The sequence below is a fragment of the Halomarina halobia genome (assembly GCF_029338575.1).
In the GTDB taxonomy this organism is placed as follows: Archaea; Halobacteriota; Halobacteria; order Halobacteriales; family Haloarculaceae; genus Halomarina; species Halomarina halobia.
The window spans coordinates 470,836-493,602 of sequence record NZ_CP119993.1 but is presented as its reverse complement, the minus strand read 5'-3'; the positions used below and the strand labels follow the sequence as shown (position 1 = coordinate 493,602).

Below are 22,767 nucleotides of genomic sequence, written 5' to 3'. Positions count from 1 at the left end.
GGCTAGCCGACGCGGTCGATCGCCCGGGTGAAGTACGGCTTCAGGAACGGGCCGAACAGCACGATCATGATCATGATCACGAGCATGAGCGAGAGCGGTTGGGTGACGAAGATGCTGTACGATCCCTGCGAGATCTGCAGCGATCTGAAGAAGTTCTGCTCGGCGATCGGGCCCAGCACGATACCCAGCACGAACGCGATGACCGAGTAGTTGTACTGGACCATGTAGTAGCCGAGGACGCCGAGGACGAGCACCGCGCCGACGTCGAACCAGTTCTGGTTCAGCGTGTACGCCCCGGCGTACGAGAGTACGACGACCACGGGGATGATGACGTGCGTGTCGAGCTTCGTGATGAGACTCAGGTACGGGGTGAGACTGTAGCCGACCAGGAGGATGAGGATATTGCCCAGAAACAGCGTGATGAAGAACGTGTATGTGACGTTCAACTGCGCCTCGAAGAGGCCCGGCCCCGGCTGGAGACCGTGCATGAGGAGACCGCCGAGCAGGACGGCGGTCGATCCGCTACCGGGGATACCGAACGAGAGCGTCGGGACGAGCGATCCGCTGACCGTCGGGTTGTTCGCCCCCTCGGGGGCGATGACGCCGCGCGGGTCGCCCTGACCGAACCGACCGTCCTTCGCGGAGGAGCGGGCCTCCTCGGCGTACGCGACGAACGTCGAGGTGGTCGCGCCCGACCCCGGGACCATCCCGATGCCGAGGCCGATGAGCCCCGACTTGATGGTTGTCTTCGGATACTTGAACACCGCCTTGATGCCGTCTTTGATGCTACCGGAGATCTCGACGTCGTCGCTGGCGATGCTCTTCTTGCCGGCCAGCTTCATCATCTCCGCGAACGCGAACATCCCGATGAGGGCGGCGACGAAGCTGATCCCCTCGTAGAGGCCGAGTTGACCGAAGGCAAAGCGTGGACGTGGACTCATGCTGGCGACCCCGATGGTCGAGATCATGAACCCGAGCGCGCCCGCGAGCAGGCCCTTGACGATGGACCCCTCCGTGACGATGGTGATGAGCGCGAGGCCGAGCACCGCGAGCAGGAAGTACTCCGGCGATCCGAACAGGAGCACCAGACCGATGAGGATCGGCGAGATGACGACGAGGATGAGCGCCCCCGCGAAGCCGTTCAGCGCCGACGCGGTCGTCGCGATGGCGAGGGCGTTCTTCGCGAGCCCCTGCTGGGCCATCGGGTAACCGTCGAGCGTCGTCGCCGCGGCCGATTCGGTCCCCGGGGCGTTGAGCAGGATGGCGGCGATACTGCCCCCGAACATCGCGCCGCTGTAGATAGCGATGAGCAGGACGATGGCCGACGTCGCGTCGAGCGGGAGGGTGAGCGGCAGGACGATGGCCATGCCGACCGGCGATCCGATTCCCGGGAGTGCCCCGAGCAACATCCCGAGCAGCATTCCGACGATCAGCCAGAGGATGATGTCGGGCGTCAGCGCCGTCTCCAGGCCCTGGAAGAACGCGTCGAGCGCTTCGGCCTGCATCTACGCCACCCCCGTGAACGCGGTGACGGTCAACTGCGCGCCGATGACGATGATCTCTCCGCGATCGAACGGCAGGAGGAGGAACTCGATGAAGCCGACGATGACGGCCGTCGACGCCGCGGCGAGGATCACCCCGATGTACCAGGGAACCCGGAACCAGAGCGTGTAGAGCAGCACGTAGACCGGCGTGACGTAGAACAGCCCGATAGCATATCCGAGGAGGAGATACAGGGCGGCCGTGACCGTCACGAACACCGTATTGTTGATGGTGTAGCCGTACTTCGCGCCGAGCGTCCGGTCTTCGGGCGCGCCCTCCTCTTCGGCTTCCGTCTCCCCGGCTTCCTCCGCCTCTTCGATTCCCTCTTCCCCGCCGCCCATCTCGGTGATGCTGACGCTCTCCGCGACGAACGTCTTGATCGGCCCAGGGAGGTAGTTCCGGGCCAACAGCAGCACTGCGCCGATGATGACGACCGCGGAGGTCATCCGCGGGAAGATGGCCGCGTTCTCCGGGTAATCCTCCAGCACCGGTACGACGAAGAAGACGATTCCCACCGCTAGAAGGACGACGAGCATGGCGTGTTCGACCGTCAGGCCACTGAGCCGTCCTTTGTCGTTTTCTCCCATTGTTGTATAGATGTGGTTGGTGACGACGGCCGACTCTCGGCCGTCCGGCTTCTCGGTCGGTTACCCGGAGTGCTCTTCGACGAGGTCGACGACCTGGAACTCCTCGAACTGGGTGAAGGCCGCGTCCATGACCTCCGTGGCCGCCTCGGGCCCCTCGTGCCAGACGGGGTTCCCGGTGTCCTCGGACCACTTCTGGACCTTGTCGCTTTCGACTGCCTGCTTCAGCGCGTCCGAGAGGCCGGCCCGGATGTCTTCGGGGGTCTCCGGCGGCGCGTACATACCGCGCGTCAGACCGCCGATCCAGTCCATCTCCTCGTAGCCCAGGTCGGTGACCGACGGGACGTCGGGAAATACCGGGCTACCGTCGCTGACGAACGTGGTGGCCGGATAGATGCGGCCCGTCTCGACGACCGACGCGGTGCCCGCGTCCGTCCCGATACCACAGGGGACCTCGCCGCTCGCGACGGCCTGCGCGACCGGGCCCGTCCCGTTGTAGCGAACGCGACTCGACCACTGCCAGTCGTAGCTGTCGAGTTCGTACTTCGCGAGGAGGACGATGATGTCCTGCGAGCTACCGGGAGCCTGGACGCCGATGTTCTCCCACTCGCCGGAGTTGTGCTTCTCGATGACGTCCTCGAGCGTCTCGACTTCGCCCTCGTACTGCTCGTTGACGACGAGCGTCCAGGCCGACCCGCCGAAGGTGCCGACGCCCGTCGAGTCACGCTGATCGAACCCGGGATTCTCGAGCAGTTGCGGGGCCACTTCGAGGGGGGTCGCGGAGCCGAGGATCGTGTGGCCGTCGGGTTGCGCACGCATCAGCTGTCCGAACCCGTTCAGGCCGCCCGCACCGGGGATGTTGTCGATCTGGATGTTCTGACCGAGCGACTCGGTGAAGGCCTCGACGATACCGCGCGCGTAGGTGTCGGTGCCGCCGCCCTCGGCGTACGGGACGATGTAGCGCATCGCCTTGGACGGACGCCACGAACCGCCGCCGTTCCCGCTACCGTTTCCGCCGCCGCCACCACCGCCACCGCCGCCGCCGTCGTTGTCACCGCTGAGACACCCGGCGAGAGCGGCGACGGACGTGACGCCGGTCGCCTGCAGGAACCGTCGCCTGTTTACCGTCTTTCCGATACCTGTACCGTCTGTCTGTCTCCGTTGATTGTCGTCGGACATGTTCGAGTCTCTTTCTCCTGATCGGATCGTTCGTCAGTCTTGTGACCTGGAGTGGCATCGAGTCGGACCGAGCGGACGTCCGAGCCGGACAGTTCGTGCGTCGACGTCGTACGGTCGGACCCTCTATACGTATACTGCACCAGGGTATCCCTTACCTTGCCACTTGGTCTCGACTGTGGTTTATAGAGATTTATTATAAAACTTTCTATCGGCAGTATCGCCACGTAGTGACGTTCCTGATACACTTTCGGATCGGTGCCCCGACGGCGTCCGATCGGGGCATACGCCGGCCGCCGCGGTCAGGGTCGTGGACCTCGACTGAGCGGACGAACGCCCCCTCATTTATATCGTCCGGGACAGAACGAGTATCATGCCAATCGTTGCAGCGGTTGACCGGACCGACCGAGCAGGCGTCGTCGTCGGCGAAGCACGACGCCTCGGGGGGGCGTTCGACGAACCCGTCCACGTGGTTCACGTTCTCACGAGGAAGGCATTCGTCTCCCTCCAGCGGACGAACGTCAGCGAGACCGGCTCCGCGGTTCCGGTCGACGAGATAGAGGCCATCGCCGCCGAGATCGCTGCCGAAGCGATCGAGGAGACCGGCGCGGACGCGGAGGCCGTCGGGCTGGTCGGTGATCCCGCGGAGGAGATCGTCAGCTACGCGGATCGGGTCGACGCCGACTACGTCGTCGTCGCGGGGAGAAAGCGCTCCGCGGTCGGCAAGGCGCTCTTCGGGAGCGTCGCCCAGTCCGTAATCCTCTCCGCCGAGACGCCCATCGTGATAGTGGGGACCGAGAGCACCGAGTGAGAGATCGCTCACGGGGGCTCGGGCGGGAGGCACGGTGAACGACGTCCTGGTCAGCGTTTTCGCGACTGCTATCAGCGAACCGATCAGAGACGCGTCTCGAGTGCCTCGACGACGGCGAGCGTCGTCGAGTCGCCGCCGAGATCGGGCGTCCTCGGGGCCCCCTCGTCGGCGAGGAGGTCCCGGACCGCCGCCCAGAGCGCCTCGGAGACGGCCGTCTCGCCGACATCCTCGAACAGCATCGCACCGGAGAGCACCGTCGCGAGCGGGTTCGCGACGCCCCGTCCAACGATGTCGGGGGCGCTCCCGTGGACCGGTTCGAACATCGAGGGGTACTCGCCCTCGACGTTGATGTTCCCCGAGGGTGCGAGTCCCATGCTGCCCGTCACGATGGCGCCGATGTCGGTGAGGATGTCGCCGAAGAGGTTCGAGGCGACTACCACGTCGAACGTCTCCGGCCGCCGGATGAAATCCATGCTGGCCGCGTCGACCAGCAGGCTCTCGACTTCCACGTCCGGGTAGTCGGCCGACACGTCGTCGACCACGTCGTCCCAGAACACCATACTGTAGGCCTGCGCGTTCGACTTGGTGATGCTGGTCAGGTGCCCCTCGCGCTCCTCGGCGGCCTCGAACGCCGCCCGGAGGATGGCCTCGGTCCCCGCGCGCGTGAACACCGCGCTCTGGACGGCCACCTCGTGGTCGAAGCCGACGTGCTCGCGCCCGCCGATGTCTGCGTACTCGCCCTCGGTGTTCTCGCGGAAGACGGTGAAGTCGATGTCACCGCCCTCGTAGCCCCGGAGCGGGCTCTCGACGCCGTCGAAGAGGATAGCGGGGCGCTCACACACCTGCTGATTGAACCCCTTTCGGATCGGCAACAGCAGACCGTGGAGCGTGACGTGATCCGGTACCTCGGGATGGCCGACGGCGCCCAGCAGGATGGCGTCGCTGTCCTCAAGGTGGTCGAGCGCGTCGTCGGGCATCATCGTTCCCTCCTCCAGGTACCGCTGGCTCCCCCAGTCGTAGCGGACGAACTCGACGTCCACGCCGCGGGCGTCTGCCGCCGTCTCGAAGAGCGGCAGGGTCGCGTCCACGACTTCAGGGCCGATACCGTCCCCGGGAATGGTCGCTATCCGGTGAGACATACCGATCAGACCGGATGAGAGGGCGTAAAGGCTTGGGATCGCGTCAGCAACTGCCGACCCGGGGACGGTCGCTGACACAACCTTTTTCTCCCCCCCACGGCCTGCAGATACATGGCACGCTACTCGGCCTACGAGAGTATCACCGTCGACGTCGAAGACGGTGTCGCGACCCTGGAGTTCCACCGGCCAGAGGTGTACAACGCCCTGAACGACGACGTCATGCACGACGTCACCCGGGCGTTCGACGAGATCCAACTCGACCGGAACATCGACGTCGTCGTCATCACCGGCGAGGGCGAGGAGGCCTTCTCGGCGGGCGCGGACATCACGGAGTACGCGGGGAGCCCCGAGGAGCACGACCCGCGACAGCGCGACCGGCAGGACCTCTTCTACGACATGTACCGCAAGACGCGGGAGTGTCACGCACCGGTCATCGCGAAGATCAACGGCTACTGCGTCGGCGGCGGCCTCATCCTCGCGATGTACTGCGATATCCGCGTCGCCGTCGAGGACGCGAAGTTCGGCGTCCCGACCGCGAACATCGGCCAGATACCGACCGGCGGGTCGAACCGCCGGGCCATCGAGCTCGTCGGCGAGGCGAAGGCGAAGGAACTGGTCTTCACCGCCGGGTTCATCGGTGCCGACGAGGCGGAACGAATCGGTCTCGTCAACCACGCCGTCCCGCGAGAGGAACTCGATTCGACGGTGCAGAGCATCATCGACGGCATCCAAGACACTGGTCGACTCGCGGTGAAGAACTCGAAGCGTGCGCTCAACTTCGCCGCGCAGGCGCCGGACGAGGCGACCGCGCGGGAGTTCGAGGCCGACCTCTGGTGGGATCAGTTCGCGACCGAGGAGCGCGAGCGACTGGTCGACGCGTTCAACGAGGGCGATGAGTGAGGGACCGCTCGCCGGCCTACGGGTCGTCGAGATGACCGGCCACCGCGCCGGCCCGTTCTGCGGCGCGCTGCTCGCCGACATGGGGGCCGACGTCGTCAAGATCGAGCGTCCGGGGGTCGGCGACCCCGCCCGGACGCAGGGCGTCGGCCCCGACGGCAAGTCCGGTTACTTCATGGCGAACAACCGGAACAAGCGGTCGGTCACTCTCGACCTCAAGACCGACGCCGGCACCGAGGCCGCCCGGTCGCTGCTCGCGGACGCCGACGTCTTCGTCGAGAACTTCGGCTACGGCGTCACGGACAAACTCGGCATCGGTTACGACGACGTCACGTCCCTGAACCCCGAAATCGTCTACGCCAGCATCAAGGGCTACGGCGAGACCGGTCCGTTCCGCGAGAAACCGGGACTCGATCTCATCCTCCAGGCGGAGGGCGGCATCATGAGCGTGACCGGCCCGGAGGGCGGCGATCCCGTGAAGGTCGGACAGGCCATCGGCGACCTCACGACGGGGATGTTCGCGGCCATCGCCGTCCTCGCACGGCTCTACGAACGCGACCGGGTCGACGCCGACGCCTTCACGGGCAAGTTCGACGTCGGCCTGTTCGACTCCATCGTCGTCCTCATGAACGAGTACCTGACGAACTACTCCATGACCGGCGAGATCCCCGGTCCGCAGGGGACGACCCACCAGACGCTGGTCCCCTACCAGGTGTTCGAGACCGCCGACGGATACGTCGTCACGGGCGTCCCGAGCGACGACCGCTGGGACGACTTCGTCGACATGCTCGGCCGGGAGGAACTCCGCGAGTACCCGACGAACGACGACCGCCGGGCGAACGAGGAGGCCGTCGTCGGCCTCATCCAGGAGGAGTTCGAGCGGGAGCCGACCGACCACTGGCTCGACCGGCTCACCGAATACGGGTTCCCCAACGGCCCCATCAACGACGTCCGGGACGTCGCCGAACACGAACAGAGCCGGGCCCGGGACCTCGTCGTCGAACACGACGACCCCGACTGGGGTGCGTGTCTCCTCCCCGGCCACCCGGTCAACTTCCCGGACTACGACGCGACAGTCCGGTCGCCCGCGCCGCGACTGGGCGAACACACCGACGAGGTGTTCGCCGAGGTCGCGGACGACCAGACGCGCCTCGACGAGTGGACGGCCGACGGCGCGTTCGGCGACCGATCGACCTGACCGGCCCCACCGGGGCGACCGCCGGCCGCGCCAACGGTTATTACTCCCGTCGCCGTCTCGACGGTCGCATGGGAGACGGTGACTACCCGACCAAGCGGCCGACGGCCGCCATCAGCGACGAGGCGGCCGAGTACGAGCGACCCTACCCGCCCGAGGCGAAGGACATCCCCTGGATCGACATCCATCAGCACACCGGGACGTTGAGCTGGGAGCACCACGAGAAGATGGACGCGAGCGGCGCCCGGGCGGTCGTCATGATCGCCGCGTCGTACTTCCAGGTCCCCTACCGACCGATCCACACGGACGACTGGCGGTTCCTCTGGGACGAGGCGCTGCACCGGGCGGGGGAGATCTCCCGCAACCACTTCTTCGACGTCCACCTCGCGACGGGCATCCACTTCGGCGCGCGGATCGAGGGGGCCGACGAGTTGCTCGACGTCCTCCCCGAGTACTGCGAACTGGAGGAGGTCGTCGCCATCGGCGAGACCGGCATCGATCCGGTGCAGTCGGTCGCCGCCTGGCCGGTCGACGACCAGCGTCGCGTGCTGGGCGAGCAGATGCGCCTCGCGGACGAGCACGGCCTGCCCGTCATCCTCCACACGCCGGGGAACCGCGAGGGGCCGGGGTCGGTCCCCGCGCAGTTCGGGCGGACGTTCGACCACAAGTTCGACTACGGGGGCGCCCCGGACGCCGACCCCGCCCCGGGGTTCGATCTCGCCACCGCCAAGCGGGACGCGGTGGAGATGGACGTGGCCGTCGCCGACGAGGTCGGTCTCGCACACGACCGGGTCGTCGTCGACCACGGTCACCCCGACATCGCCGAGTACGTCCTCGGAGAGACCGGGTGTCATCTGAGCTTCTCGCTGGTCCGCAAGACGGAGGCCGTCGGTCCGGAGGACGTCGCCGCGGTCATCGACGAGTACGGTTCCGAGCGCGTCGTCGTCGACTCCGACCTGCTCGCCGGACTGTACGCCGACGACGCGGCACTGACGATGCGACGGATGACGCTCGACCTCCTCCGACTGGGCGTCGATCCGGACGACGTCAGGAACGTCGTCTACGAGAACCCGAAGGCGATACTGGGGCTCTAGGCCAGCGCAGCGGCGAGTTTCTCGACGGGGTGTGGCGGCTTCTCGCCCTCGTGGTCGCCGATCTGGGTCCGACAGGACGCCCCGGGCGCGGTGACGCCGTCGGCGTCGCTCGCCTCGATCTGCTGGAACAGCACGTTCCCGATCGCCTGGCTCATCGAGTAGTGTTCGGCCTCGTAGCCGAACGTACCGGCCATGCCACAGCAGGTGGAGTCGAGGGGATCGACCTCGTAGCCCGCCCGGCGGAGCACGCCCACCGCGTGGTGGTCCTTCTTCGTCGCCTTCTGGTGGCAGTGGCCGTGGTAGGTCAGGTGCTCGGCGGGCGCGTCGAAGGCCATCGCCTCGTCCAGGCGGTGGGCGTCGACGTACTCCATGACGCCGTAAGCGTGGGCCGCGACGCTCTCGACGGCGGCGCCGGAGAGCAGGTCGAGGTAGTCAGACTGGAACATGACGGCGTCGGAGGGTTCGACGACCACGACCTCCCAGCCGCCGCGGACCATCGGCGCGAGGGCGTCGACGTTCCGGCGAGCCTGCTCGCGGGCCTTCCCGACCAGCCCCTTCGAGTGCGCGGGGCGGCCGCTGCCGGTCACCCCGTCCGGGATCCGGACGTGGACGTTGGCGGCTTCCAGCACGCGGACGGCCGCCTTCCCCGCCCCTGGACTGTTGTGGTTGGTGTACGTGTCCGGAAAGAGCAGGACGGACCGGTCGGCCGCCTCCGGAGAGATCCGTGACCCTCCGCGGGCCTCGAACCAGTCCTCGAACGTCTCGCGGTGGAACTCCGGAAGCGAGCGTTCACGGGCGATGCCGAGCGTCTTCTCGATGAAGAGTCGCGATCCGGGGAGTTTCCCGGCCCAGTTCGAGACGGGGGCGAAGGCGCTGCCGAGCGCGGAGAGGCGGTCGATGTTGGCGAAGACCTTGGTGCGGAGGCTGACGCCGTTTCGCCGCTGGTACTCGTTCTCTACTTCGACCTTCATCTTCGCCATGTCCACCTCGCTCGGGCAGTCCCTCGCACAGCCCTTACAGCCGACGCAGAGGTCGAGCACCTCTCGCATGAACTCGACGTCGAGGTGTTCCTCGTCGGGAAGGTCGCCGCTCATCGCCTGCCGGAGCATGTTCGCCCGCCCGCGCGTCGAGGTGATCTCCTCGCGCGAGGCGCGGTACGTCGGACACATCACGCCGCCGGTGCCCTCCTGACTGGTGCGACAGCCGCCGCAGCCGTGACAGAGCTCGACCATCCCCTGGAAGCCGTTGTCGTTCTCCCAGGAGAGCGTCGGCTCGAAGCCGGCGTCGAACTCGTACTCCGGGCCGAACCGGAGGTTCTCGCTCATGTCGAAGTCGCCGCAGACCGAGCCGGGGTTGAGCAGCCAGTCGGGGTCGAACGCCGTCTTCAGGCCACGAAAGACGTTCCAGAGGTGATCGCCGTACAGCTTTCGGTTCCACTGGGTGCGCGCGCGGCCGTCGCCGTGCTCGCCGGAGACCGATCCGCCGTACTTCACCGCGAGGTCGGTCGCCGCGTCGGAGATGGATACCATCGTCTCGACGCCCTCGGCGGTCTTCGTGTTCACGAGGGGACGGACGTGCATACAGCCCGGTCCGGCGTGGGCGTAGAAACTGCCGAACGTGTCGTGATCCTCGAATATCTGCAGGAAGTCCGCCGTGTACTCGGAGAGGTGCTCCGGCGGGATAGCGACGTCCTCGATGAAGGCGATGTGCTTCTCGTCGCCGGTCCGCGAGAGCAGGATTGGCGTCGACGCCTTGCGCATCTTCCAGAACGACTCCTGCTCGTCGGGATCGTACGCCTCGAGCCCGTCGAACGCCAGTTCGCCGACCCGGTCTTCGAGCAGCGCTTCGACGCTCTCGCGGCGCTCGGCGTCGCTGTCGGCGTAGAACTCGACCAGCAGGAACGTGTCCGTCTCGTCGGGGAGGATGCCGATGACGTCCTTGAAGTCCTCCAGCCCCCGGGCGAGTTCGACCAGGACGCCGTCGAGCACCTCGACCGCGGCGGGATCGTGTTCGAGGATGGCGTCGACGTCGTCCATCGCGTCGAGGAGGCTGTGGTAGGTGAGCAATCCGAGCGCCTTCGTCTCCGGAACCGTCTCGAGCGAGACGGTCGCCTCGGTGACGATGGCGAGGGTTCCCTCGCTGCCGACCAGCAGGCGCGCGAGGTTCACCGCTCCCTCGCGTGCCTCGTCGATCAGCACGTCGAGGTTGTACCCCGAGACGTTGCGCTTCAGGCTCGGGTAGCGCTCGTCGACGGCGTCGGCCTCCTCGTCGATGATGCGCACGACCTCGTGGTAGATGCGCGCTTCGAGGTCGCCGTCGGGGTCGGCGCGCTCCCGGAGGTCGTCGAGGGGCGTCTCGCCGACGGTGACGACGCTCCCGTCGGCGAGGACCGCCTCGATCTCCTCGACGTACGCGTCGGTCTTTCCGTACAGCAGCGAGTGCGCCCCGGTCGTGTTGTTGCCGATGGCGCCACCGAGCGCGCTCCGGTCGGCGGTCGACGGGTCCGGCGCGAACTTCAGTCCGTGGGGCGCGAGCGTTCGATCGAGTTCCCCGAGGGTGATGCCCGACTGGGCCCGCGCCAGCCGCGCGTCCGGGTCGACGTCGACCAGCCGATCCATGTAGCGGGTGAAGTCGAGTACGACCGCCTCGTTGACCGCCTGCCCCGCCAGACTCGTACCGCCTCCGCGCGGGAGGACGGGGATCTCGCGCTCGGCGCAGTAGGTCATCACCGCCGCGACGTCAGCGGTCGACGTCGGGTAGACGACGCCGATGGGAGTCACCTCGTACGCGCTCGCGTCGGTCGCGTACAACTGCTTCGAGTACTCGTCGAAGCGGACGTCCCCCGAGACACGGGTCTCGAGATCCGCGACGAGAGCCGGTCGGTCGGTCGGTCCGTTTCGGTAGTCGTACTTTGCCCGGCTGTCGGTCGCCGGATCGCCGTCCGCTGTCTGCTTGCGTGTTCCCATTTATCCTCGACTGTAGTGTTGCAGCGTCGTCACACCCGTCGAACCGGTGGTCGTACGTCGGTCACCCGCCGGTTGTCGGGACCGACCGCCGGTCCGACCAGTGCGGTCGAAGCGGCGCGGGTGACGGCGACCGAGCGACCGATACGGGCACCGCGTGTGATACAACCACCCATTCTCCGCACATAACTGTTGCGCCATCGCCGGTGGGTCGTCAGTCGCGGTCGGGGATCGCCCCTGCCTCGCGGAGCGACGCGATGGCGTCGTCGTCGTAGCCGGCGGCGCGGAGCACCGACTCGGTGTCCTCTCCCAGGAGCGGCGGCGCCTCGTCGAAGCCGCTAGCCGCGCTGTCGAAGTTCAGCGGGTGTTCGATGACCGGCATCTCGCCGGCGGCGGGGTGATCGAGCGTCCGGACGACGCCGCGAGCGTCGACTTGCTCGTTGTCGAGCGCCTCCCCCACCTCGAAGACGGGGCCGACGGGGAGGCCCCGCTCGTCGGCGAGTCGGTCCACCCACTCGTCGGTCGTCCGCTCGCGGAGCGTCGCGGAGAGTTCGGCCTCGAGTTCGGCCATGTGCTCGACCCGGTCGGGGTTCGTGACGAACCGCTCGTCCTCGACGAGGTCGGGTCGGCCGATGCCCTCGCAGAACTCGACCCAGAGTTTCTGGTTACCACAGGCGACGTTCAGGTAGCCGTCGGCCGTGGGATAGCTCTGGTAGGGGGCCAGGACCGGGTCTTTCGTCCCCATGCGGCCGGGGGACTCGCCGACGAACGCCTTGGCCGCCTGCTTGGTCAGCCACGGGAGCGCCGCGTCCAGCATCCCGAGTTCGACCCGCTCTCCCTCGCCCGTCCGCTCGCGACGGAACAGCGCGCCGAGGATACCGAACGCCGCCCACATGGCCGTGATGAGGTCCGTCTGGGGGAGGCCGACCTTCGCGGGGTCGCCGTCCTCCGGGCCGGTCACGCTCATGATGCCGCTCATCCCCTGGATGAGCAGGTCGTATCCCGGACGCTCGCGCCACGGCCCGGAGTCGCCGAACGCCGATATCGAGCAGTAGACGACGTCCTCGTTGACGTCGCGGACGTCGTCGTATCCGACGCCGAGGCGCTCGGCGGTGCCGGGGCGGAAGTTCTCGACGACCACGTCGGCCCCCTCGATGAGGTCGTACAGCGCGGCCAGTCCGGACTCGGACTTGAGGTTCAACTCGACGCTCCGCTTGTCGTAGTTGACCGTCCAGAAGTACGGCGACTCCCCGTGTTCGGACGCCGACCGTCCCGGGCCGTCGTACCCGTCCGTCGAGACGAACGGCGGCCCGGAGTGACGGCTGTCGTCGCCCGCTCCGGGGCGCTCGATCTTGATCACCTCCGCCCCCTGGTTGGCGAGCATCAGCGTGGCGAACCCTCCCGTCACGAACGTCGTGAGGTCGATGACGGTGATGCCGTCCAGTATGCTATCTCGAGACGCGTTCTCGGTACCCATGGGACGACAATGCCGTGTTCCGTGCTTAAACGTTCCCGTCGGCGACGATGTGCCGACGCGCGCCCCCGAACAGGAACCGGCGCACTGCGCCCCGTCGGCGCACCGCTCCGTGCGGTAGACGGCGCGATAATCGAGCCGGAGCGGTCAGGTGAGACGGTTCTACTCGAGGTCGGGTCGCGACAGTTCCGTCTCCTTGGCCGTGACGAACTCGAGGAGTACCGGCGTTCCCTCCTCGGTCTTCCGGATCGCACGTTCGATGGCCGGGGCGACCTCCTCGGGGTCCTCGACCCGTTCGCCGTAGCCGCCGAGCGCCTCGCCGACGTCGCCGAAGTCACCGCTGAACGGCGTGTCGTAGGACGCCATCTCGTAGTTGTTCAGATGGATAGTCAGGATCGGGAGATCCTCCCTGACGGCCGTCTCGAAGTCGAGGCCGGTCATGCCGATGGCACCGTCACCCATGATGTTGATGCAGAGCTTCTCCGGGTGGAGTAGCTTCGCACCGAGCGCGAGGCCGAGACCGTAGCCGAGCTGCGTGGTCTTCCCCCACCCGATGTACGAGAGCGGCTCCGTACACTCCCAGAACGGCGCGAGGAAGTCCCGCGGGTTGCCGGCGTCGGCCGTGATGATAGTCTCGGCGGCGTCGACGACGTTCGTCAGCTCGTGGATGACCCGGTAGGGGTTGATGGGGGTCTCCTCGGAGGTGAGCTTCGCGTCCCACTCCGCGAGCCACTCCGACTTGACCGACTCGATCTCGGCAGCGACGTCGTCGAAGCGGCCGCGGTCGCCGTCGATGCGCTCGTCGACCGCATCGACCAGCGCCTCCAGGGTGAGCTTCGCGTCGCCGACGAGGGCGTACGCGGCCTCGACGTCCTTGTCGATGTCCGTCGGGTCGAGCGTCGAGTGGACGATGGTCTTGCCCTCCGGGACGGTGATGCCGTAGGCGGTGTCGGTGAAGCTGCAGCCGACGCCGAAGATGACGTCCGCCTCGCGCAGGAAGTGCGCGAGCTGACCGGGCTCGCTCTTGCTCCCTGCGCCGAGCGAGAGCGGGTGGGTCTCCGGGAACGCGCTCTTGCCGTTGAGGCTGGTCGCGACCGGTGCCTCGAGGGATTCGGCCAACTCCTCGAGAGCGTCCCACCCCTTGGCGTAGTGGACGCCCTGGCCGGCGAAGATGACCGGGCGATCCGCCTCGAGCAGCACCTCGGCGACCTCCCGGACGCTGTCGGGGTCGGGACCGGAGCGGTTCGACGAGGTCGCCGAGTAGTCGAGACCGTCGGGGACCTCCTCCCAGAACACGTCCTTTGGAACCTCGACGACCGCCGGCCGTGGGCGGCCGTTGCGCGCCGCACTGAACGCACGTCGCATCGTCTCTCCGACGGCGTCCGGATCGGTGAGCTGCTCGCAGGACTTACTTACGTGCTGGTAATTGAGTAGCGAGTTAAATTTGGGATCGACGTCCGTCTTCGCCCGATCGTACCCCGCGGGGATGGCGACCATCGGTGCCGACTCTCCGTACGCCTGGGCGATGCCCCCGATGGAGTTCTCGGTTCCCGGTCCGTGCTGGCAGGCGAACCCGGCGATCTGCTCCCCCGAGGTGAGCCGGCCGATGGCGTCGGCCATGTGGGCGGCGGTCCGCTCCTGTCTGGTGATGATCGTTCGGATTCCGACCGCCTCTGCGATCCCCGTGTCGAACAGGGGATTGCTCGGAAAGCCGAGCAGATACTCGACTCCTTCCTCCTTCAGTACGTTCGCGATCGCGGTGTTGACATCCATAAGATTCACTTCGCTCCGGTGATCGTCTACAGTCCTTCCCCAGGGGATACATAAATTCTTCTACTTACCCGACCTCTTGCCGCTTCAGCCGCCGTCGCCAGCGAGCTGACGGTCGGGGGCCTCGAAAGGTTCAATACGGTACACTCCGCACCCGCCGAGCATGGCCGAACGGCCCCCCCTCGAACAGTTGTACGTACACGAGTCGGTCGACAGCGTAATTCCCAAATGGGCCTTCGTCGAGGCGTTCGACGGTCTCTCGATACCGGTCGAACTCGTCGGAGACGATCGGGAGTACGAGGAGACCGACGGCGTGGTCTCCTACGTGCCGCGGCCGGAGTACCTGAACGCGGGCTGGGTCCACTGCGCTCGCGCCGGGTACGACGAGTTCGACACTGAGGCGTACGCGGCCGCCGGCGTCCCGCTGACGAACAGCAGCGGCATCCACGGGGCGACCGTCGGCGAGGTGGCCGTCGGGTTCATGCTCTCGTTCGCGCGACTCCTCCACGTCTACCGGGACCACCAGGGGCGTCGGGAGTGGTACACGCCCGAGTACGAACGTCCGTTCACCGTCGAGGGGGAGACGCTCTGTGTCGTCGGGCTCGGAACCATCGGCGAGGGCATCGCCCGGCGGGCCGACGCGCTCGGCATGGACGTCGTCGGGGTGCGCCGCTCGGACGATCCCGTCCCCGGCGTCTCGGACCTCTTCGCCCCCGACGAGTTGCACGACGCCATCGCCGACGCGCGGTTCGTCGCCATCGCGCTCCCGCACACGCCGGTGACCGACGGGATGTTCGCCGAGGACGAGTTCGCCGCGATGCGCGAGGACGCCTACCTCATCAACGTCGCCCGCGGCCCCATCGTCGACGAGAGCGCGCTCGTCTCGGCACTGAAGTCGGGGGCCGTCGCCGGCGCGGGGGTCGACGTCTTCGAGACCGAACCCCTTCCCGAGACGTCGCCGCTGTGGGACTTCGAGGAGGTCATCGTCACGCCGCACAAGGGATCGGCGACGAACCGGTACCACCTCGACATCGCAGAGCTGGTAAAGGAGAACGTCGTCCGGTACCGGGACGGTGACGACCTCAGGAACCGCGTCGCCTGAGGTCGAGTCCGCCCGAGCACGTCGGAGCCGCTGGCTGCGTCACGGCCTCCGGAGCAACACCACGACGAGGATCGCCGCGACGAGCGCGATGACGCCGAGCACCCCGAGGAGCGCGGGCGCGTCGAAATAGGTGAGGAGCGTTCCGGCGAGCGCCGCGCCCGCGGCCCCGAACCCGAACATCCCCAGGTAGGTGAAGCCGTAAGAGAGGCCGTGGACGTTCTCGTCGGCCCGTTCCGCGATGACGACCTGGTAGATGGGTGCCGTCGCGTAGAGGGTGAACCCGAGCAGGGCGCAGACGAGCAGGAACGGCGCGACGCCGACGGCCGACGAGGGCAGGAACACGAACGCCAGGCCGGCGAGCACCGCGAGCGACGCGAGCAGGGCGTACTCCGTCCGCACGTGGTCGGTGATCCGGCCGCCCGTATACTGCCCGAGGATACCGACCATTAGCAGCCCGGTGTAGATGTACTGCGCGGGGTCGGCGGTTTGGCCGAACACCGAGACGGGTTCGAACCGTGGAAGGCCGGCGATCATGTCCGGTAGGAAGGTCAACAGTCCGCGGTAGTAGGTCCCGTACAGCATGACGACGACGAACGCGAGCGTGAAACCGGTCGTGAACAGCAGGCGCGACTGCGCGAAGACGCCCTGGAGGTCGAACGATTCGCGACCGCCGTCGGTCGAGGACGGCTGAACCGCGTCGTCGAAGCCGATCCTCGATCCGAAGAGGACGACCGGTACGGCCGGAAGCGCGAGGAGACGCACCACCCACTGCCAGTCGAGAAACACCAGCAGGAGCGCCGCGGTGAGCGGCCCGAGCGCCGTCCCAACGTTCCCGCCGACGCCGTGGTACGCGAATACCGTCCCGCGCTCGTTCGCACACCGGCTGATGAGCGAGAGGCCGGCCGGGTGGTAGACGCTCGCCGCCGCCCCCCAGATCATGATGGCGATCGCCAGGACGTAGACGTTCGGCGCCAGGCTCAACAGGAAGAACCCACCGCTCATACCGACGACGGAGGCGATGATGAGTGTTCGCGAGCCGTAACGGTCCGCGAGGATGCCGCTGGGAACGGCCCCGATGCCGATGAGACCGTACCCCAGCCCGATGACGGTCCCGAGAACGGCCGCGGAGACATCGAAGACGTCGAGCCAGATGACGATGAAGATCGGAATCGACAGCTCGTAGGTGTGGAACATGCCGTGAGCGAGCATCGTGAACCCGGCGATCGCGTTGTCGTCGTCGGCCACTGTTACTGACCTCCGGCGTAGCGTGTGAGTGTCATGATCGACGGTACTGGAGAGTCAGACCGGAGCCTCTTAAGGGAATCTGTCCGAGCAGTTTCAACCGTACTCGACGGCCAACGTGACCCCGCTCGAGGGCGCATCCCCGTCTCGAACGCGACAGGAGACCGTGGGAGCCGAGGACAGTTATCGATTCACGCAGCCTGAACGGGACAGTATCGGACACTACACGTCGATCTAGGCCACTCGAGACGTTGTATTTCAATAAACTATGGATAAGTTGGATGAAGTTCGTATTTTTCACGGGGAGTGCGGTCAGTCTGGAGGCCGCGTTCGGTCAGCAGAGTTGAACAAGAAGTCATCAGAGTAGCGGATCGACGCGGTGAAAACTGAACGATCGGTCCGTTAGTCCGTGTTTCCGGCGTGTGGGACAGATCCTATGACTACAAATACCATATCTACGCATACATACTCGCCCTGATGTACGTTCTGTTCATTACAGATGAACAGTTGGTTCGCCAGAGGAATTAAGAGTCCTACTCGCAAAGGCGGCCTATGCAATCAAACGCCCCAACGGTGCAAGCAACCGAAACGAGCTTTCGAATCATCGAAGCGCTCATGGAACGCGAGGGCGCCGGATTGACGGAGTTGGCGTACCACCTCGAACTGCCGAAGAGTACCGTGTACAACCACCTGAAGACTCTCGAACGAAACGAGTACGTCGTGAAACGCGATGACACCTACGATATCGGGCTGCGATTCCTCCATCTCGGAGAGTACGCCCGCAACCGACGACTCCTATCACGGGTCGGCCCCCCGGAGATAGATACGCTCGCCGAACAGACTGACGAGATGGTGAACCTCCTCGTCGAGGAACACGGGCGTGGCGTGTTCATCTACAGGGAGAAGGGTTCGGACGCCGTCCACATGGACACTCACGCGGGCAAGCGCGTCTACCTGCACACGATGGCGTTCGGCAAGGCGGTCATGGCTTACATGCCCGAGGAGCGCGTCGACGCTATCATCGACCAACACGGCCTTCCGAAGGCGACGCAACATACCATCACCGACCGCGAGGAACTGTTCGCGGAGCTCGAAGTGATCAGAGAGCAGGAACACGCGTTCGACCGCGAGGAGCGGCTCAAAGGGCTTCACTGCGTCGCCGCTCCGATCATCACGGACGACACTATCGTCGGTGGTGTGAGCGTCTCGGGTCCGAAGAGTCGCATGCGCGGCGAGTGGTTCACCGAGGAACTACCAAGGCTCATCAAGAGCACGGCCAACGTAATCGAAATCAATCTCACGTACGGACGCGACGACATTACGAACGTACTTCTGTAACGCCCGCGCGGCCAGCGTCCGGGGCACTCTCGGCGCGTCGGTGGGCAAGTAGACCGGTGCGACGCACCCACTGTCGATCGGGGCACTTTCCTTCCTTCCGACTCCGCCTCTCCCGAAATACGCCGGCGGATAAGCGCCCAAGGGAACGATGGTACCGTGTGTCGTCGTCGTCGAAGCGCCGGCGAACGACGTTTAACAACTCTTATGCGTCGCGTCGCCGAGTGACGCGTGTATCATGACACCGATCGACGAAGAGACGATACGGGAGGAGTGTAGAGTCCTCGCGTTCGACCTGTGGGATACGCTCCTCGACCGAGAGGCGACTCTCGTTCCCGCGCTCGGGGACCTGCTCGACGCCAACGGCAGCGACTACGACCCCGAAATACTGCTCCGGCGGTATCTGGCGATGCACTTTCGCGATTCGATGATCGACTCACTCGTCCCCGGCCCCCACACCCCCTTCAAGGAGATCAGCCGGCGGGCGCTCACCTACCGACTCGAACAGCTCGGACTCGACGTACCCGACGCGGAGGTCAGAGCGGTCATCCGGGCCTGGAAACAGCTGCAACCGTACCCAGACGTCGACGCCGCCCTCGAACGACTCGGGGAGGAGTACACGCTAGTCGGTCTCTCGAACGGCGACCCGGACATGCTCGACGCCGTCCGCCCGAACTTCGGGGCGGAACTCGACGGCGTCATCTCCGTCGCGGAGGCGGGCGCGTACAAACCACACCGCGCCTCCTATGACCTGTGCTGTCAGCGCTTCGGCGTCGCCCCGCACGAGGTCGTGTTCGTGACCGCGCACACGTTCGACCTGGTCGGCGCGAAGGCAGTCGGGATGCGCGGCGCGTTCCTCAATCGTCACGACAACCCCTACGGCGGGTGGATTCACCGGCCGGACATCGTCGTCGACGACACTGACGGCTTGGCCGACGCGCTACTCTGAGTCGCACCCGTCGTGCGGATCGAGGGACGCAGGCGTCACGCCGACCGCCGACCGCCGTCCGGCCATCGCCCCGGCCTATCGGACGACGATGACAGACGAAACACGTCGCCCACGTCGCCGTCCTCACACGTGCCGCCTCGCAAGACGGCGTGGTCGTGATGGACGAGACGTACTGACGAGCCGGCCCGCGCGAGGACCGACGCGAGCCGGTACTGCGCGCCGGACCGCTACGCGAAGATCGTTCGCAAACTCGACTCGCTCGCGGATTGACGCGGTCTCGCACGGCCGCGTCCGGAGCGTCGGACGCCGTGACGCCACCGTCGCGGCGGAGAGGGAGGAGGGTAGCCGTTCGTAGCGACGGTTACTCTTCGTCCCGATCGTCCCAGACGGTGCTCACCTCCTCGATGAGATCGATCTCCAGTTCGATCAGGAGAAGGGCCACGAGCAGCCCGACGAGGAGCGTCTGAACGGTCTTGTCGAACACTCCGAGGGCGAAGCTCCCCATCCCCGTGAGCACCCACAGGACGATCTGAACCCCGAGGTACGGGACCCCCATCGCGTACAACAGCCGACGGGGGAACGCGGTGAACAGCAGCCCGACGCCGCCGAAGAACCCCGCTCCGGCGAGCAGGAACGGGAGGAACCCCGTCCGCAGGAACAGGTACACGTGAATGAGACCCGTCACGACCGCCAGAAACGCCCCCAGCCACTCGAGCGGGCCGAGCGGCGTGACGTTCAGCCGTACTCCCCTCGCGTGCCGTCCGAGACGTGCGGTGATTCCCATCGTCGACCACTAGTAGAGGTCGGTCCTCCGGGGACATAAACCCGCGAGTCGCGGGTCGCCGAACGGTGGCGTTCAGTCGTGAGCGTCGTCCTCCGCCGGACCGACGGATTCGGCCACGTGGCGATGGGTGGCGGCCGCTCGTTCGACTCGGACTGACGGTGACCGGGGACCGAGCCGGCGGTCCGAACCTCCGACGGGGACGCCTCCCGCGGAGCCGAGTACGCGAGGGTGCGCGGTGTCCGCTCAGTCCTGCGCGGCGGCCTCGGGGGTGGGTTCGACGTCGCCGACCCACGAGCCGCGAGTGAAGTCGACCGCGCCGTTCCACTTCGCGACGAGCGTCGTGACGGCGAGGTCGCCGCTGACGTTCGTCATCGTGCGGAGCCGGTCGAGGATGGGGTCCACGCCCGCGACGAACGCGACGACCTCGAGCGGCAGTCCGAGCTGGGTCAGCACGAGCGTGAGCATGATCAGCCCCGCACCGGGAACGCCCGCGGTGCCGATGCTCGCGAGGACCGCGATCAGGACGACGGTTAGCTGCTCGCCGAACCCGAGCTGGACTCCGGCGAGGTTCGCGGCGAAGACGGCGGCGACACCCTGGTAGAGGGCCGTCCCGTCCATGTTGATCGTCGCCCCCAGCGGGAGCGAGAAGCCGTAGACGCTCTCGTCCACGCGGAGGTTGTCCTCGGCGTCGGCCATCGTGACGGGGAGCGTCCCGCTGCTCGACCGAATGCTGAGCGCCGTCACGAGCGCGTCCCGCGATCCGGCGAGAAACGAGATCGGCGACTGACCGACCGCGAGCGAGACGATCCCCACGAGGTGGACGACGACGATCTGCAGGACGACGGCGAGGAGGAGGGTGAGGATGAGGACCGCGAACGTCGAGATGGCGTCGGGTCCGGCCTCACCGAACGTCGCGGCCATGAGCGCGAAGACGCCGACGACGCCGTACTCCATCACGCCCCACACGATCTTGAACATCGCCTCGGCACCGGCCTCGAAGACGTCGAAGATCGTCCGCACGCCGTTGCGGACGTCCTCGTTCGTCGTCGACTCCGCGAGCATCGCGAGCGCCAACCCGAAGACGACGGCGAAGAAGATGGTCGGCAGGACCTCCCCCTCGGCCATCGCGCCGATCGGGTTGTCGGGGACGACACCGAGGAGCACCTCCTGCAGCGCGGGCGGACTCTCCGTCTCCCCCTCTCCCCCGGTCAGGGTGAGTCCCGTCCCCGGATCGAAGAGGTTCGCGACCGCGAGGCCGAAGAAGACCGCGAGCGCGGAGGTGAGCAGGTAGAGGCCGACGACCTGCCCGCCGACCACTCCGAGCCGACCCGGGCTCAACCGCCGCATCCCCATGACGAGGGTGAACACCACGATGGGGATCACGATCATGCTCAGCAACCTGATGAACAGGTCGCCGAGGGGCTGGAGTCGGGTCGCCGGTTCGCCGATCGCGAGCCCCAGGACCGAACCGAGGACGAACGCCGCCCCGATCCGGTAGACGATCGGGATCGATCGATACCGTCGCCACGCGCCGACGATCGAACGTTCACTCATTGCGTATCCACCACCATTTCTTATCGTGATATTCGATCGTATAAAAAACTACTCCGAAGACGTACTTCGGAACAGGAACGACGACGAGAGCCACGCCGTACGAGGGGTGGTTGCGGTCGTCGTCCGGATTTTAGTACGCCGACCGCGTACGGCGAGGTATGGAGTTCACGGTCATCCGAGGCGACATCGCGGACCAGCGCGCCGACGCGCTCGTAAACGCCGCGGGGACGAGCCTGCGAATGGGCAGCGGCGTCGCGGGCGCGTTGCGGCGGGGCGCGAACGGGCCGATCAACGAGGAGGCGACGTCGAAGGGCCCCGTCGACCTCGGCGCGGTCGCCGTCACCGACGCGTACGACCTGGACGCGGAGTACGTCATTCACGCGGCGGCGATGCCCCACTACGGCGACGGCCGGGCGACGGCGGAGAGCATCCGGGACGCGACGAGGAACGCGCTGGAGCGAGCCGACGACCTCGGCTGCGAATCGGTCGTCGTGCCGGTCCTGGGGACCGGCGCGGCCGGCCACTCCTTCGAGGAGGGAGCGCGCCTCGTCTGTGAAGAAGTGTGGGGATACGAGCCGACTGGGTTGACCGACGTGCGGGTGATCGCCTACTCGCAGTCCGACTACGAGACGCTCGCACGGATCGCCGAGGACGTCCGGTCGACGTGAGGTGACTGCTCCCCGGATGAACCTCGCACGCGGCCTCGCTTAGTCGGGCCAGCGACTGTCGAGTTGTAAGTAACTACCCGCCTATTGGACCCCAGACGAGCGACGCTGCGCCGACGGTGTCACGTTCCGCGAACGAGGTGCGGAACCGACCACGAAACCCCACTGCTGTCGGGCGTCAGCGCTCTTCGACCACGATTCGGCGGAGCCGGCGCGTCGAACGCCTCCGACCGTGTCGGCCCGGGAGTGCGGCTGACGACCGCGGACCGTACGAGAAGAGCGCGGCGTCCGATTCGGTCTGCGGAGTATCCCGTCACTCGCCCCGAAACGGTGTTCGGAGGGATTGTCGCGGTGAAGCACCGCTCTCAGGTCCCGTCGACCACGGCGGACGGTCGACCGTTTTCTCTCGACAGGGTCGTCCGAATGGACCGCGTCACCTCAGAGAGAACATTTCGAGTAAATACTTCTATACTACTTCTTCGACTACCAGT

18 protein-coding genes are annotated in these 22,767 nt (G+C 66.6%); 8 read left to right on the top strand and 10 right to left on the bottom strand.

What is annotated here, in order from left to right; translation table 11 throughout:
- Positions 1 to 2: 2 nt before the first annotated feature.
- The 3 genes from P1K31_RS17720 to P1K31_RS17710 are packed head-to-tail and all read right to left on the bottom strand — an operon-like array spanning position 3 to position 3,305.
- Positions 3 to 1,505 carry a tripartite tricarboxylate transporter permease gene (locus P1K31_RS17720; protein ID WP_276306642.1) on the bottom strand — a complete coding sequence of 501 codons (1,503 nt, stop codon included), beginning with the start codon at positions 1,503 to 1,505 and terminating at the stop codon, positions 3 to 5.
- Entirely contained in the window at positions 1,506 to 2,129 is a 624-nt protein-coding gene (locus P1K31_RS17715; protein WP_276306641.1) for a tripartite tricarboxylate transporter TctB family protein, read from the bottom strand.
- A gap of 60 nt (positions 2,130 to 2,189) precedes the next feature.
- Positions 2,190 to 3,305 (bottom strand): Bug family tripartite tricarboxylate transporter substrate binding protein, encoded by a 1,116-nt coding sequence (locus tag P1K31_RS17710; protein ID WP_276306640.1) that lies wholly within the window; start codon positions 3,303 to 3,305, stop codon positions 2,190 to 2,192.
- A 370-nt stretch (positions 3,306 to 3,675) separates the two neighbouring features.
- Between P1K31_RS17710 and P1K31_RS17705 the strand changes: the two genes are divergently transcribed.
- The gene (locus tag P1K31_RS17705; RefSeq protein WP_276306639.1) at positions 3,676 to 4,113 is read left to right on the top strand and encodes a universal stress protein; all 438 of its coding nucleotides are present in this window, start codon (positions 3,676 to 3,678) and stop codon (positions 4,111 to 4,113) included.
- 83 nt (positions 4,114 to 4,196) lie between these two features.
- On the opposite strand, the gene P1K31_RS17700 is transcribed toward P1K31_RS17705, so the two are convergent.
- Positions 4,197 to 5,252, bottom strand: coding sequence for an isocitrate/isopropylmalate dehydrogenase family protein (locus tag P1K31_RS17700; RefSeq protein WP_276306638.1), 1,056 nt, complete (start codon positions 5,250 to 5,252; stop codon positions 4,197 to 4,199).
- Positions 5,253 to 5,363: 111 nt separating this feature from the next.
- Between P1K31_RS17700 and P1K31_RS17695 the strand changes: the two genes are divergently transcribed.
- The 3 genes from P1K31_RS17695 (at position 5,364) to P1K31_RS17685 (ending at position 8,438) form a co-directional block, all read left to right on the top strand.
- Entirely contained in the window at positions 5,364 to 6,152 is a 789-nt protein-coding gene (locus tag P1K31_RS17695) for an enoyl-CoA hydratase/isomerase family protein (protein WP_276306637.1), read from the top strand.
- Complete coding sequence (locus P1K31_RS17690; protein WP_276306636.1) at positions 6,145 to 7,347, top strand: CaiB/BaiF CoA transferase family protein; 1,203 nt, start codon at positions 6,145 to 6,147, stop codon at positions 7,345 to 7,347. The genes P1K31_RS17695 and P1K31_RS17690 overlap by 8 nt, the downstream gene beginning before the upstream one ends.
- A 68-nt stretch (positions 7,348 to 7,415) precedes the next feature.
- Complete coding sequence (locus tag P1K31_RS17685; protein ID WP_276306635.1) at positions 7,416 to 8,438, top strand: TatD family hydrolase; 1,023 nt, start codon at positions 7,416 to 7,418, stop codon at positions 8,436 to 8,438.
- On the opposite strand, the gene P1K31_RS17680 is transcribed toward P1K31_RS17685, so the two are convergent.
- The 3 genes from P1K31_RS17680 to P1K31_RS17670 form a co-directional block, all read right to left on the bottom strand.
- A complete protein-coding gene (locus tag P1K31_RS17680; RefSeq protein ID WP_276306634.1) occupies positions 8,435 to 11,404 on the bottom strand; it encodes an FAD-binding and (Fe-S)-binding domain-containing protein in 2,970 nt (989 codons plus the stop codon). The two genes, P1K31_RS17685 and P1K31_RS17680, sit on opposite strands and share 4 nt — an antisense overlap.
- A 211-nt stretch (positions 11,405 to 11,615) precedes the next feature.
- Entirely contained in the window at positions 11,616 to 12,878 is a 1,263-nt protein-coding gene (locus P1K31_RS17675) for a CaiB/BaiF CoA transferase family protein (RefSeq protein WP_276306633.1), read from the bottom strand.
- Positions 12,879 to 13,037: 159 nt separating this feature from the next.
- Positions 13,038 to 14,696, bottom strand: a complete 1,659-nt coding sequence (locus tag P1K31_RS17670; protein WP_379794820.1) for a thiamine pyrophosphate-requiring protein — start codon at positions 14,694 to 14,696, stop codon at positions 13,038 to 13,040.
- A gap of 112 nt (positions 14,697 to 14,808) precedes the next feature.
- Here P1K31_RS17670 and ddh point away from each other — a divergent pair, with 112 nt between their 5' ends.
- Positions 14,809 to 15,747, top strand: coding sequence for a D-2-hydroxyacid dehydrogenase (gene ddh / locus P1K31_RS17665; RefSeq protein WP_276306631.1), 939 nt, complete (start codon positions 14,809 to 14,811; stop codon positions 15,745 to 15,747).
- Between the two features lie 39 nt (positions 15,748 to 15,786).
- Here ddh and P1K31_RS17660 read toward each other — a convergent pair whose 3' ends face one another.
- A complete protein-coding gene (locus P1K31_RS17660) occupies positions 15,787 to 16,992 on the bottom strand; it encodes an MFS transporter (RefSeq protein ID WP_276306630.1) in 1,206 nt (401 codons plus the stop codon).
- Positions 16,993 to 17,541: 549 nt separating this feature from the next.
- Here P1K31_RS17660 and P1K31_RS17655 point away from each other — a divergent pair.
- Both P1K31_RS17655 and P1K31_RS17650 read left to right on the top strand, forming a co-directional pair.
- A complete protein-coding gene (locus P1K31_RS17655) occupies positions 17,542 to 18,327 on the top strand; it encodes an IclR family transcriptional regulator (RefSeq protein WP_276306629.1) in 786 nt (261 codons plus the stop codon).
- Positions 18,328 to 18,562: 235 nt separating this feature from the next.
- A complete protein-coding gene (locus P1K31_RS17650; RefSeq protein WP_276306628.1) occupies positions 18,563 to 19,273 on the top strand; it encodes a haloacid dehalogenase type II in 711 nt (236 codons plus the stop codon).
- A 361-nt stretch (positions 19,274 to 19,634) separates the two neighbouring features.
- Here the strand turns inward: P1K31_RS17650 and P1K31_RS17645 are convergent, their stop codons facing one another.
- Complete coding sequence (locus P1K31_RS17645; RefSeq protein WP_276306627.1) at positions 19,635 to 20,057, bottom strand: hypothetical protein; 423 nt, start codon at positions 20,055 to 20,057, stop codon at positions 19,635 to 19,637.
- A gap of 243 nt (positions 20,058 to 20,300) precedes the next feature.
- Positions 20,301 to 21,611, bottom strand: coding sequence for a dicarboxylate/amino acid:cation symporter (locus tag P1K31_RS17640; protein WP_276306626.1), 1,311 nt, complete (start codon positions 21,609 to 21,611; stop codon positions 20,301 to 20,303).
- A gap of 158 nt (positions 21,612 to 21,769) precedes the next feature.
- On the opposite strand from P1K31_RS17640, the gene P1K31_RS17635 reads away from it, so the two are divergent.
- Entirely contained in the window at positions 21,770 to 22,279 is a 510-nt protein-coding gene (locus P1K31_RS17635) for a macro domain-containing protein (RefSeq protein WP_276306625.1), read from the top strand.
- The last annotated feature ends 488 nt before the right edge of the window (positions 22,280 to 22,767 follow it).

Coding starts and splice junctions, on each gene's coding strand:
- P1K31_RS17720 (WP_276306642.1), bottom strand. CDS start 1,505: ATGCAGGCCGAAGCGCTCGACGCGTTCTTCCAGGGCCTGGAGACGGCG.
- P1K31_RS17715 (WP_276306641.1), bottom strand. CDS start 2,129: ATGGGAGAAAACGACAAAGGACGGCTCAGTGGCCTGACGGTCGAACAC.
- P1K31_RS17710 (WP_276306640.1), bottom strand. CDS start 3,305: ATGTCCGACGACAATCAACGGAGACAGACAGACGGTACAGGTATCGGA.
- P1K31_RS17705 (WP_276306639.1), top strand. CDS start 3,676: ATGCCAATCGTTGCAGCGGTTGACCGGACCGACCGAGCAGGCGTCGTC.
- P1K31_RS17700 (WP_276306638.1), bottom strand. CDS start 5,252: ATGTCTCACCGGATAGCGACCATTCCCGGGGACGGTATCGGCCCTGAA.
- P1K31_RS17695 (WP_276306637.1), top strand. CDS start 5,364: ATGGCACGCTACTCGGCCTACGAGAGTATCACCGTCGACGTCGAAGAC.
- P1K31_RS17690 (WP_276306636.1), top strand. CDS start 6,145: ATGAGTGAGGGACCGCTCGCCGGCCTACGGGTCGTCGAGATGACCGGC.
- P1K31_RS17685 (WP_276306635.1), top strand. CDS start 7,416: ATGGGAGACGGTGACTACCCGACCAAGCGGCCGACGGCCGCCATCAGC.
- P1K31_RS17680 (WP_276306634.1), bottom strand. CDS start 11,404: ATGGGAACACGCAAGCAGACAGCGGACGGCGATCCGGCGACCGACAGC.
- P1K31_RS17675 (WP_276306633.1), bottom strand. CDS start 12,878: ATGGGTACCGAGAACGCGTCTCGAGATAGCATACTGGACGGCATCACC.
- ddh (WP_276306631.1), top strand. CDS start 14,809: ATGGCCGAACGGCCCCCCCTCGAACAGTTGTACGTACACGAGTCGGTC.
- P1K31_RS17655 (WP_276306629.1), top strand. CDS start 17,542: ATGCAATCAAACGCCCCAACGGTGCAAGCAACCGAAACGAGCTTTCGA.
- P1K31_RS17650 (WP_276306628.1), top strand. CDS start 18,563: ATGACACCGATCGACGAAGAGACGATACGGGAGGAGTGTAGAGTCCTC.
- P1K31_RS17645 (WP_276306627.1), bottom strand. CDS start 20,057: ATGGGAATCACCGCACGTCTCGGACGGCACGCGAGGGGAGTACGGCTG.
- P1K31_RS17640 (WP_276306626.1), bottom strand. CDS start 21,611: ATGAGTGAACGTTCGATCGTCGGCGCGTGGCGACGGTATCGATCGATC.
- P1K31_RS17635 (WP_276306625.1), top strand. CDS start 21,770: ATGGAGTTCACGGTCATCCGAGGCGACATCGCGGACCAGCGCGCCGAC.